Source organism: Helicobacter bilis (genome assembly GCF_001999985.1).
GTDB classification, from domain to species: domain Bacteria; phylum Campylobacterota; class Campylobacteria; order Campylobacterales; family Helicobacteraceae; genus Helicobacter_A; species Helicobacter_A rappini.
Window position 1 is genome coordinate 1,942,423 of sequence record NZ_CP019645.1, and the last position, 12,283, is coordinate 1,954,705.

The following is a 12,283-nucleotide window of genomic DNA, read 5'->3' on the forward strand; positions in this document are numbered from 1 at the left end:
CGCCGCAGACTCCCGCAAAAGCACGCAAAAGATTAACGCTTATCCATAGGGATAAACGCTTTGTTTTCTGGTCCTGTGTATTGCGAACTAGGTCTAATTAACTTATTATTCCCCCTTTGCTCAAAAATATGTGCCAGCCACCCTGCCGTGCGTGAAAAGATAAAAATCGGCGTGAAATACGGCGTGGGAATCCCCATAAAGTGATACGCACTTGCGCTATAAAAATCAAGATTAGGGAAAAGCTTCTTTTGCTCCCACATTACCTTTTCTATCGCTTCACTTATGGGGTATAGCCCCTTTGTGTCTTTCACATCATCACTCAATTTTTTACTCCACGCCTTAATCACCACATTTCGTGGGTCTTTCTCCACATATACGCGATGTCCAAAGCCCATAATCTTATCTTTTCTAGCAAGTTTGTCTAAAATCCCCTGCGTTGCTTGCTCTGGTGTTTTAAACTCCTCTATCAAATCCATCGCCGCTTCATTCGCTCCGCCGTGCAGTGGTCCCCTTAACGCCCCAATCGCCCCTGTGATTCCCGCATACACATCAGACATTGTCGCAGTAATCACCCTTGCGGTAAATGTAGAGGCGTTAAACTCGTGTTCTGCATACAGGATTAGACTAGCGTGCATAGCCTTTACCCATAGCTCTTTTGGCTCTTTTTGGTGCAGGGATTCTAGGAAATACCCGGCGATAGAATCTTGCTTAGATTCTGTGCTTATCTCCTTGCCGCTTGTGTGATAATGATGCCAGAAAGTCAGCACACTTGGGAAAATCCCTAAAAGCCTTGTGCCAATTCTCTGCTGATTTGGAAAAGATGCTTTAAATACATCATATTCTTCAGGCTCTAAGCAGCCAAGCGTAGAACAAGCTGTCCGCATAATATCCATAGGGTGTGCGTCTTTTGGCAGAAGCTTTAGCACTTCTTTTAGCTCTTTTGGTAAGCTTCGTGCGGCTATTAGCTCCTTTTTGAACGATTCTAGCTCTGCCTTATTAGGAAGCTTTTCTTTTAATAGCAAATATGCCACTTCCTCAAACTCACAATGCTCGGCTAAATCATAAATATCATATCCTCTGTAATTTAGCCCGTGTCCTGTGCCACAAGTGCAGATAGCGGATTCTCCTGCGCTTATCCCTGCTAAGCCGCCGACTTTTTTTGCCACTTTTTCCGTTGGTGCTGCCATTTTCTATCCTTTTCTTTAGATTTAGTGTGGTTATTTTTTGCTTTTAAAGAGTGTATCGAGCTTTTGCTCATACTCGTGGTAGCCAAGCATTTCATACAGCTCATCGCGTGTTTGCATAGAATCTATGCTATTTTTCTGTGAGCCATTGTTGATAATATCTTTGAAAACCGCTAATGCCGCCTTATTCATCGCCCTTGCTGCTGATAGGGGGTAAAGCACCATAGAGATTCCTACATTTGCTAGCTCATCTTTTGTGAAATAAGGCGTCTTGCCAAACTCTGTGATATTTGCTAGCACTGGCACTTTTATCACATCAGTAAATTGCTTATACTCTTCTAGCGTGTGGATTGCCTCAGCAAATATCATATCCGCCCCTGCTTCTACATAAGCTAACGCCCTATCAATCGCTGCGTTTTGCCCCTCACTTGCGTGGGCATCAGTCCTTGCCATTACCACAAAACTAGAATCTATTTTTGCGTCCATCGCCGCTTTTATCCTATCACACATCTCTTCTTTGCTTACAAGCTCTTTATTTGGGCGGTGTCCGCAGCGTTTTTGCGCGACTTGGTCTTCTATGTGGCAGCCCGCTGCTCCACTTCGCGTTAAGTCTTTAATCGTCCTAGCGATGTTAAATGCCCCACCCCAGCCAGTGTCCGCATCTACAAGCAAGGGCAAATCACTCACTGCTGTAATGCGGCGCACATCAATGCAGACATCTTCTAGTGAGCTAATGCCAAGATCAGGCACACCTAAACTCATCGCCGCTAATGCCCCACCGCTTAAGTAAAGAGCCTTTGCGCCGCTTTTTTGTGCCTGTATAGCAGAGTAGGCGTTAATCACACCTATGATTTGCAAAGGATTATTTTCCTTTAATGCTTCTCTAAATTTTTGTCCTGCTGTTTTCATTTTGCCTCCTTTATGGTTTTAGATTTTGGATAGCCAAGATTTGCCAATGCTTTCTCAATCTCTGGCAGCACACTAGAATCTTCAATCGTGCTAGGTATTTTCCATTCATTGCCATCAGCAATATCACGCATTGTGCCGCGCAGGATTTTACCACTTCTAGTCTTTGGTAGTCGTGCTACTACCGCTACAATATGCAATGAAGCCACCGCACCAATCTCTTCTCTCACAAGCTGCACAATGCCTTCGCATAAGCTCTGTGTATCTCTTTCCAGCCCATCTTTTAGCACGACAAAGGCTAGTGGGATCTCGCCCTTTAACTCATTATTTACGCCAATTACCGCACATTCTGCAATATCTGGGTGCTTAGCAATGGCTTCTTCCATACCGCCAGTTGATAGTCTGTGTCCTGCGACATTGATAACGCCATCCATTCGCCCCATTACAAACACATAGCCATCTTTGTCAATGTAGCCACTATCGCCGGTGAGATAGTAGCCCGGATAGTGATTAAGATAGGAGTTTTTATACCTTGTATCATCGCCCCAGATTCCCATTAGACACGCAGGGGGCAAGGGCAGCTTAATCACAAGATTGCCTAGCTTACCAGCCTTGCACTCTTTACCTTCTTCATCTAGGACTTTGAGATTAAATCCGGGCATTGGCTTTGTGGGAGAGCCGGGCTTTACAGGCATTTGCTCTAATCCTAGCGGATTTGCCGCGATTGCCCAGCCGGTTTCTGTCTGCCACCAGTGATCAATCACTGGCTTTTTAACAAGCTTTTCAATCCATTTTAGCGTATCGCTATCGCATCTCTCTCCAGCGACAAAGACTGCCTTAAGTGAGCTAATATCATATTTTTTCAGCCATTCACCTTTAGAATCTTCTTTTTTAATCGCTCTAAATGCCGTTGGTGCGGAGAACAAAATATTGACTTTATACTCTTGCACCACTCGCCAGAATGCTCCCGGATTTGGCGTTTTAACCGGCTTTCCTTCATATACAATAGTCGTGCAGCCATTCATCAAAGTGCCATAGACAATATAGCTATGCCCTACAACCCAGCCTACATCACTTGCCGCCCAAAATACATCGCCGGGCTTTGCGTTATAGATATTATCCATTGACCACTTCATCGCCACAGAATGCCCGCCATTACTGCGGATAACGCCCTTTGGCTTACCAGTCGTGCCAGAAGTATAAAGCACATAAAGCGGATCAGTCGCATCAACAGGCACACACTCAACAGGATCTGTTTTTTCCTCTTCACTTGCCCAATCCACATCACGCCAAGGTAGCATATTCGCCCTCTCTTGTGGGCGTTGCCAAATAAGACAAGTGGTAGGCTTATGGCTAGAGCTTTTTATCGCTTCATCAAGTGTTGGCTTATACTTAATCACGCGAGAGACTTCAATACCACAAGAAGCACTCATAATAACGCGTGGCTTTGCATCCTCAATCCTAGCTGCCAACTCGTGTGCGGCAAATCCACCAAAGACCACGCTATGAATCGCCCCAATCCTAGCACAAGCAAGCATTGCAATCACTGCTTCTGGAATCATAGGCATATAGATAAGCACTCTATCGCCTTTTACCACGCCTTTATTGACTAAGATTCCAGCGGTTTTTGCCACTCTTTTGCGTAATTCTTTATAGGTGTAAGACTTTTTTGTGTCCGTTACAGGCGAGTCGTAATGCAAAGCCACTTGATCACCTCTGCCATTTTCTATATGCAAATCAAGGGCGTTGTAGCAGGTATTCATACACCCACCGACAAACCACCGATAATGATCATTCACAACATCAAGCACCTTATCCCATTCGTGATACCAATGCACTTTTTTAGCAGCTTCTGCCCAGAAGGCTTCTGGATTTTCAATGGATTGTTTATACACTTCTTCATATACCGACATCTATATCTCCTTTAAGTAAGATGAAAGGTTTTTACGCAGATTTGATAGCATGGCTACAAACTGATTCTTATCAAATAAAAATATTTTATGTAAAGAAAAATGGTGATTAACAGAAAATTTATTTTGCGAGAAAGAATTTTGTAATAAAAAAGTTATGATACAAATTTTTATAATATAAAGTGGGTTAAAATTAGAAGCTCTACTTAAAGTATTGAATATTTTTCTACAAAAAATACTATCTAAAACACAAATGCAACACATATCTGTCCTTTATATTCCTACTTTCATAACTTTATTGCTTTTTTATGCCTTTATTCTAATTTATCTAATTTTTAACATTTTTGTCAATAATTGCTTTTTATTTTGTATAAAATTTTTTATTTGTTAAAAATTATCCATGAGAGATATTGTAAGAAAATTGCGATAAATTACCGCTACAACCTTATTTGTCATTGCAAATGATACATATAAAATGGATATAATTTTATGTGATAAAAGGTAAAATTTTATAGTAACATATTGTAACAATATAGAAAAAAGGAATACTTATGTTTGTTGATAGTGTATCAATTTTTATTGGATCTGGACATGGTGGGGCTGGTGCGGTTAGCTTTAGAAGAGAAAAATTTGTCATTCAAGGCGGTCCTGATGGTGGCGATGGTGGTCGTGGTGGTGATGTGTATTTTTTAGTGGATAAAAACACAACTACACTTGCAAAATTTCGCGGACACAAAAAGTTTTTAGCTGGGAATGGAATGCCCGGTATGGGTAAAAATTGCAATGGAAAAAAGGGTAAAGACATAGTCATTAAAGTCCCACCCGGCACACAAATAATTAATGAAGAAAATAATGAAATACTGCTTGATTTACTCATAGATGGAGAGAAAGTAAAATTACTTAGTGGCGGTAAAGGTGGGCTTGGCAATACACACTTTAAAAATGCGAGTAATCAACGCCCAACTTATGCACAAAAAGGACTACCGGGCATATCCTTGCAAGTGCGTTTAGAACTAAAATTAATCGCTGATATAGCCCTTGTTGGATTCCCAAATGTTGGCAAATCAAGCCTTATTTCCACAATCACAAACGCACGACCAAAAATCGCTGATTATGCCTTTACTACGCTTATCCCAAATCTAGGTGTAGTGGATATTGACGATTTGCATTCATTTGTTATCGCTGATATTCCGGGATTAATACAGGGGGCTAGCACAGGCAAAGGGCTTGGCTTACAATTTTTACAACATATAGAACGCACAAAGCTATTACTATTTATGCTTGATTCTTCATATTTTACTATGAATATGGCACAAGATATTGATACAACAATGCCACAAGATTCTGATATAGAATCTTTATTTGCCACACGGGACTTAGCACATAAGTCTTTGCTAAATCAATTTAGTGTGCTTTACAACGAGCTTTTATGTTACGCTCCAAAACTTGCAAATAGATATTATGCGATAGCTTTTACAAAAAGCGATGTGGAGTTATATGAGAGTTTTTGCGACTTTTCTTTTAAACAACACGAAAACTTACAATTGCAAACAAAAGCCTATATTTCACAACCACTGCTTGACTTTATAGAGAATGGAATCTCTATGGATTCTATAAAAGATGATACAAGCAAAGAAGAAAATTGTATCAATAATGAAAAAGGCAAAGGCAACTCATCACTAAAACCCCCGCTTTTCATTCTGCCTATATCAAGTGCTACGCATTGTAATTTAGAATCTCTAAAAACTTTGCTTTACTTTGCATTACAGGGGATTGGGTAAAGCTAGTCATCTTGTGTGGGTTGTAAAGCAGATATGGCATAATAGAATCTAAAATTTATAATATAATTCCTGTCGATTGCAATAGAATCTTGTTGCCTTAGTCTTATTTAGTAAGATTATTACAACAAGATTTGAAAGATTCTAATTTTAAAGGGACTGATATGAAAAGAGTAGTAATATTTTTAAGTCTAGCTATATTTAGCTATGCTGATGTAGCAAGTGATGCGATAATGTGTGATTATGGTGAGAGTTGTTTAAAAAGATATGACACACTTTTAACAAAGCTTTGTGATAATGGAAACAAAGAGGCATGTAATACTTTATCTAAACTTTATTATAATATACATGATTCAAGCAATGGCGACTACTACGCATGTAAAGCGGGTGTTAGCGAAATGTGTCATAGCGATAGTGAAACCACAGATTCAAATAAAAGTGGTGAAACAAAAGATTCTATAAATGATTCCATAAGCAATTCTACAAATAACGAAATCAACACAGAAAAAGAAACACAAACTTGTATAACAGAAGAAGAGAGAATGCAGGGTTGTATGTATAAAGAGATATATAGCTATAATGGTAGTTACGAGTTAATCCCATATAAAAATGGTAAGAAAGAAGGCATAGAAAAAGATTATTATGAAAATGGTAATATTAAAACACAAACACCATATAAAAATGGTAATATGAATATTGATGGTATTTATAAGAGATATTATTGAGAATGGAAAAGTAGAAGGGGAAATGCCATATAAGAATGGAAAAATTGAAGGTATATCAAGGCGGTATTATGAAAATGGTAATCTTGAAACAGAAAGACCATATAAAAATGATAAGAGGGAGGGCGTAGAAAAATGGTATTATGAAAATGGTATGCTTTGGTGGGAAGCAGCATGGAAAAATGGTAGGCTTCATGGAAGTAGTAAGCAATACTATGAAAATGGCAACATTCAATTAGCAACCACATACTCAAATGGTAAAAAACAAGGAATACAAAAATGGTATTATGGAAATGGAAAATTAGTGGCTGAGATTCCATTCTTAGATGATAAGGCAAATGGAATCATAAAATACTATACCCTTCAAAATAAACTCGTGCAAGGGAAATATGTAACAGAACATAAACTTTTATGGCAAATCACCGCTCAAAAAGGAAAACTTGTAAATGGAAAATGTATGAGTGGTAAAGCTCTTACAAACTCACATTTAACAAAAGTTAAAAACGACATCGAAAAAGATGAAATAAATAATTGGCACACTCTTTGTCAATAAACCTTGTAATCCATTTAGCCACTCATATGCCATATATGAGAATGAATTGCGATGATAAAATATCCAGCAAAATAGCTTTAGCATTGTTTTTATAATACAAAACTGCCATATATCAATACTCTAAATCCCTAAAAATCATAGGCATGTTTTGTTTAAAAGCATTATTTTGTATGCGTTTATGTAAAGAAGTAATCATGTCTTTATTATATTGTGTGAGATTTGTTATATCTCCCCTAACTTTTTCATAAGATTCTAAGAATGGGTCTATTTCATCATAGCTATATCCTAGCTCATTTTCATCTGTTTGTCCTGCATATAGGTCAGCACTTGGGGCTTTATCTATAATTTGTCTTGGAATCTCTAAGAGTTCTGCTAACATATAGATTTGTGTTTTATAGAGATTGCCTATTGGATTTATCGCACATGCTAAGTCGCCAAATATCGTGCCATAGCCTAGCATAATCTCTGTCTTATTGCTTGTGCCTATGACTAATCTTTGCTCCATTTGTGCGATGTGATAGAGTGTTGCCATACGCATTCTAGAGCAGAAATTACCACGAGATAGCCTTGTGTGATCCTTATAAAGATTACAAAAAAGAGAATCAAAATCTTTAATTGGCAAAATGGCATAATCTATCTTAAAAGATTCACACAAAAGTATAGAATCTTCAATGCTTTCCTTGCTAGAACTTGTTGAGGGCATAAGCAAAGCCTTAGTATTACCACACAAAGCCTTATGACATAAAAGCGTAACAACCGCACTATCAATACCACCACTAAGCCCAATAACTACTTGCTTAAAGCCACGATTGCTAACTTCATTTTGTAAAAATGTGAATATAGAATCTAGAGTCTTTTGTGTAAGCTTTTGCATGTAAATCCTTTATTGTAATAAATAATGAAAATGATTTTAAGTTAAGAAATACGCCATTTTAACAATTTTTCTCAAATAAGTATGCGAATATAATATTGCTTTAAGTGTTTTTTTATTAGAATATTAGAGTTTTTTTGCGTTTTTTCTACGCAAAGGCAAGAATTTGAGATTTGTTTATTTCTTTGAAGGAGAAGATAATGGCTGATGTGAAAAGGCGAGATTTCCTTGGCATGGCACTTGGCGGTGTAGCTGGTGCTGGTGCTATCGCTGCACTTGTTGCTATGAAAAAAACTTGGGATCCATTACCTAGCGTAGTTTCAGCTGGTTTTACCACCGTTGATGTTGCGGGTATGCAAGAGGGTGAGATACGCGATACACAATGGCGTGGTAAGCCTGTATATATTATGAAAAAGAAGTCTGGCGATGAGATTTCACCTGCTAGAGATTTTGAGTTAGCTGGTGAGTATTATTGCATAGGTATTAAGATTTGCACGCATTTGGGCTGTATTCCAAACTGGAAAGCTAATGAGAATCTTTTTCATTGCCCATGCCATGGCGGACAATTTACCGGTGATGGTGTGAATATCGAGGGGACACCACCACCTAGACCTTTTGACATTCCTCCTTTTGCGATTAAAGGCGATACGACTTTAATATTAGGTGAGAGTGGCACAGAGTATGAAGCAATGCTAAAAGCTTCAGGTAATGCGTAAGGAGAATGTATGGCACAAGTAAAAAAAGCGAAAAATCTAGCTGATTGGTTTGACCAAAGACTTGGGACTAATAAGCTTATTGAAGTAATGATGACAAAATATTGGATTCCAAAAAATATTAACTGGCTATGGGCTATGGGTGTGGTTTTAACCGCACTTTTTACCATGCTTGTTGTAAGTGGAATCTTCTTGCTTATGTATTATAAGCCTGATGAAAATCTTGCCTATGATTCTGTAAATTATACGATTATGCAGGAAGTTGCATTTGGCTGGCTATGGCGACATATCCATGCTGTTGCGGCTAGTATGGTATTTGTGATTATCTACATTCACATGTTTGTGGCTATTTATTATGGCTCTTATAAGAATGGTCGTGAGATGATTTGGATTAGCGGTATGGTGCTTTTTGTTATCTTTTCTGCTGAAGCGTTTAGTGGCTATATGCTTCCATGGGGACAGATGAGCTATTGGGCGGCTGCGGTTATTACAAATCTTTTTGGTGGTATCCCTTTAATTGGTAGCGATGTTGTAGAATGGGTGCGTGGTAACTATGTCGTAGCAGATTCTACACTTACAAGATTCTTTATGCTACATGTGTTTTTATTGCCAGTAGTTATTATGGGTGCTATTGCTATGCACTTTTATGCGTTGAGAAAACCGCATGTTAATAATCAAGAGGGTGAAGAAATCGACTTTGAAGCAGAAGCAGAAAAATACATGGCAGGAAATAAGAAAGAAGCTAAGGTTATCCGCTTTTGGCCTGATTTCTTATGTAAGGATATTTTTATCATATCGCTATTTATGATTCTATTCTTTGCCCTAGCTTGTTATCATTTTGATTTTGCTATGGATCCCATTAACTTTGAGCGTGCAAATCAGTTGGCAACACCAGCCCACATTTATCCAGAGTGGTATTTCTTATGGAGTTATGAAGTATTGCGTGGTATCTTCTTTAGTGCGAATCTTGGCTTAGTATTCTTTGGTATCGCACAAGTTGTATTCTTGCTACTTCCTTGGCTTGATAGAAGTAATGTTGTAAAACCTGCACATAAGCGACCCGGATTCCTTATATTCTTTATCTTACTTATCATTGACTTGATAGTGCTTACTGTATATGGGAAGTTGCCACCAGATGGTAATGCAAAATACATTGGCTTAGTTGCCTCTGTTAGCTTCCTTGTGTTGCTTTTTATCGTATTGCCTATGGTAACTATGGCAGAAAATAAAAAAGGCGGTGAATAATGAGAGAGTTTAAGATATTTATTATAGTTGCCTTTATTATAGGCGTTATGTATTATGGCGTTGAGCCTTTAGCACACCATGCAATGCACCCGCCCACTGCGGCTAGTGATTATGCTTTTAAAGATTTAGAAAAGCTTGGTAATATAGATGTAGCAAATGGTAATGTTGAGAATGGTAAAAGTGTATTTGCAGCACAATGTACGAGCTGTCATACTCTTAATTCACAACCAGATGCAGATCTTAATATAAGAAATCCAAAGACTTTACAGCTAGTAGGCGAAGGCGGTGTATTGCCCCCTGATTTATCAAATGCAGGGCTTATTTATGATTCTACTTATCTAGCACATTTTATTAAAGACCCAGTGCGTGCTACACGCTTGGAATCTAAGTTTGCAGTTTCATGCGATGGCTTAGAGAATGAAGCGCTCGAGAAATGCGACGCATCTAATGAAGGTAAAGAATCTTATCCTATGAATGCGTTTAATGGTGCGATAAGTGATACTGAAATCGCTGATGTTGTAGCCTATCTTAAGTCGATCGCACCTAAAAGCTTGAGCGATAAAGAAGTGTTTGTAGAAGCATGTAGCAGGTGTCATAGCGCTGTGTATGATAAGAATCAATATGATTCTATGTTTTTTGCTAACCATAACGCAAAGATAGAATCTCTTATTAAACAAGGTGAAGGCAAAGAAGAAGCAGATTTCATAGAATCTCTTAATGATGAAGACAAAGCGTTTATGAGTGCCCTGCTTGGTATGGCTAAGGCAAAAGAAAAGAAAGATATGAGTGAAGACCAGCTTAATGATGAAAATGACGCTATCAACGCGAAGACTTTTGAAGACTTTGGTGGTGCTTTAAGTGTGCTTAACGCTTCACTTTTAGAATCTAGCTTTAATAAAGCAGGGCTTCATGCAGCAACAGATTCTGAAATGATTAAGGCGTATTTAGGCAATACACCACCTGATTTATCCATGATGATTAGGGCAAAAGGTCGCACAGAGTTAGCCGCATTTATTAATAATCCGCAAAAAGTGCCTTTGATTGACATTCAACAAGCAATTATTAATAAATTGGTAAAAAATAAGCAAGATGAAGAGAAAGCTGCATTGCCTGCTGATTTAAGTGAGAATGACAGAAAAGCAAAAATCAAAGAGATAAATGCTAGAGATGCAGTTTATTATGGTATTAAATTGCCTGAAAATTCTATGAAAGATTCATGGCAAAGTGCTGAAGATTACACAAATATGGCAAAAGATATGGGCGTAATGCCACAAGGTAAGGCAATGCCTAGAGTAGGTCTTACAAAAGAGGCAGAAACACAAGTTATAAACTACCTTGAGACAATCGGCGATAGCAAAAAAGCTCAAAGAGATTCTCTTGGATTGTGGATCATTGGCTTCTTTGTATTACTCTCAGCCCTTGCATATATGTGGAAAAGCAAGATTTGGAGAGACTTACACTAATTAAGATTCTATCCAACTAATCCCTACTTAAGTCTAAGGCTATAATAGCCTTAGCAAGGAAAACCCTATGAATATCCCCTATGTAATATTAGCTACAAATAATAAGCATAAACAACAAGAATTTAAACATGCCTTAAACACAGAGATTCTAACCCCAAACGATTTGGGTATATTAGACTTTGATCCTATTGAGTGCGGAGAGACATTTGAAGCAAACGCAATGATTAAAGCAGAAGCACTCTATCACATACTACAAACACATGCAAATATACCCCAACACTACATTGTTATCGCTGATGATAGCGGACTATGCATAGAAGCACTACAAGGGTTGCCCGGTATATTTTCTGCACGATATGCACATATGCAAAATGGCAATACAGAATGTGGAAACTCAAGTGATGCGGATAATAGAGAAGCCCTAAAAGCTGCATTAAAAGAGCATGGAATCTGGGGTAGCAAAGCCTATTTTCAATGCAGCATTGCCTACATTATACACGATGAAGCAAAGCAAAAAAATATACAAAATGTTGTCAGCGGACAATGTCATGGCATTGTAGCGATTAAAGAGAGCGGAACGCATGGATTTGGATATGATTCTATGTTTTATAGAGATTTCTCACAAGATGAGATTCTAATGCTTGACTTCACATTGCCTACCAATAACACTAATAACAAAATAACAATTTTAGAATCTTTGCAACACTCCCTTGCCACACTCCCATTAGAACAAAAAACAAAGATTTCACACCGCGGACAAGCTATACAATCCTTATTAAAAGCATTTTTGGCATGTTTTCAGTAGATTAAAAGTTTTGTCTTAATCTTTGAGTAGGCTATGGAATCTAATGTATATTTTCTGAATTCTAGTTGCATATTTTAACAATGGGTTGTGATATGCTGGGATACAACTTTATGGAATCTCGATTAGTTTTATG

10 protein-coding genes and 2 pseudogenes are annotated in these 12,283 nt (G+C 38.1%); 8 read left to right on the forward strand and 4 right to left on the reverse strand.

The genetic code is table 11. The features are described 5' to 3' along the window. Positions 1 to 32: 32 nt before the first annotated feature. Genes prpC through XJ32_RS08830 form a run of 3 tightly spaced genes read right to left on the reverse strand, consistent with a single transcriptional unit; the run spans position 33 to position 4,003 of the window. On the reverse strand, positions 33 to 1,187 hold the full coding sequence (prpC, locus tag XJ32_RS08820) for a bifunctional 2-methylcitrate synthase/citrate synthase (RefSeq protein ID WP_077389147.1): 1,155 nt from the start codon (positions 1,185 to 1,187) through the stop codon (positions 33 to 35). A 30-nt stretch (positions 1,188 to 1,217) separates the two neighbouring features. After that, on the reverse strand, positions 1,218 to 2,093 hold the full coding sequence (gene prpB / locus XJ32_RS08825) for a methylisocitrate lyase (protein WP_077389149.1): 876 nt from the start codon (positions 2,091 to 2,093) through the stop codon (positions 1,218 to 1,220). Then, positions 2,090 to 4,003 (reverse strand): propionyl-CoA synthetase, encoded by a 1,914-nt coding sequence (locus XJ32_RS08830; RefSeq protein ID WP_077389151.1) that lies wholly within the window; start codon positions 4,001 to 4,003, stop codon positions 2,090 to 2,092. Before XJ32_RS08830 ends, prpB begins: the two co-directional genes overlap by 4 nt. A gap of 548 nt (positions 4,004 to 4,551) precedes the next feature. Between XJ32_RS08830 and obgE the strand changes: the two genes are divergently transcribed. From obgE to XJ32_RS08850, 3 genes are all read left to right on the forward strand, one after another. Continuing rightward, the gene (gene obgE, locus XJ32_RS08840; RefSeq protein WP_077389155.1) at positions 4,552 to 5,781 is read left to right on the forward strand and encodes a GTPase ObgE; all 1,230 of its coding nucleotides are present in this window, start codon (positions 4,552 to 4,554) and stop codon (positions 5,779 to 5,781) included. A 161-nt stretch (positions 5,782 to 5,942) separates the two neighbouring features. Then, entirely contained in the window at positions 5,943 to 6,503 is a 561-nt protein-coding gene (locus XJ32_RS08845) for a toxin-antitoxin system YwqK family antitoxin (protein ID WP_077389157.1), read from the forward strand. Beyond that, positions 6,478 to 7,053 (forward strand): toxin-antitoxin system YwqK family antitoxin, encoded by a 576-nt coding sequence (locus XJ32_RS08850; RefSeq protein WP_077389159.1) that lies wholly within the window; start codon positions 6,478 to 6,480, stop codon positions 7,051 to 7,053. The genes XJ32_RS08845 and XJ32_RS08850 overlap by 26 nt, the downstream gene beginning before the upstream one ends. Before the next feature lie 112 nt (positions 7,054 to 7,165). Here XJ32_RS08850 and XJ32_RS08855 read toward each other — a convergent pair whose 3' ends face one another. Next, on the reverse strand, positions 7,166 to 7,927 hold the full coding sequence (locus XJ32_RS08855; RefSeq protein ID WP_077389161.1) for an NAD+ synthase: 762 nt from the start codon (positions 7,925 to 7,927) through the stop codon (positions 7,166 to 7,168). A 197-nt stretch (positions 7,928 to 8,124) separates the two neighbouring features. Between XJ32_RS08855 and petA the strand changes: the two genes are divergently transcribed. The 5 genes and pseudogenes from petA (at position 8,125) to XJ32_RS08875 (ending at position 12,150) form a co-directional block, all read left to right on the forward strand. Then, positions 8,125 to 8,640, forward strand: a complete 516-nt coding sequence (gene petA, locus XJ32_RS08860; protein WP_005217860.1) for a ubiquinol-cytochrome c reductase iron-sulfur subunit — start codon at positions 8,125 to 8,127, stop codon at positions 8,638 to 8,640. Positions 8,641 to 8,649: 9 nt separating this feature from the next. Beyond that, positions 8,650 to 9,882: a cytochrome b gene (locus tag XJ32_RS08865; protein ID WP_077389163.1), complete on the forward strand. Its 1,233-nt coding sequence runs from the start codon at positions 8,650 to 8,652 to the stop codon at positions 9,880 to 9,882. 83 nt (positions 9,883 to 9,965) lie between these two features. Then, positions 9,966 to 10,361 (forward strand): annotated as a pseudogene (locus XJ32_RS13430) (c-type cytochrome); the annotation flags it as partial. A 459-nt stretch (positions 10,362 to 10,820) separates the two neighbouring features. Continuing rightward, positions 10,821 to 10,916: pseudogene (locus XJ32_RS13435) on the forward strand (cytochrome c1); the annotation flags it as partial. A 496-nt stretch (positions 10,917 to 11,412) separates the two neighbouring features. Then, complete coding sequence (locus XJ32_RS08875; protein WP_077389167.1) at positions 11,413 to 12,150, forward strand: non-canonical purine NTP pyrophosphatase; 738 nt, start codon at positions 11,413 to 11,415, stop codon at positions 12,148 to 12,150. Positions 12,151 to 12,283: the final 133 nt, after the last annotated feature.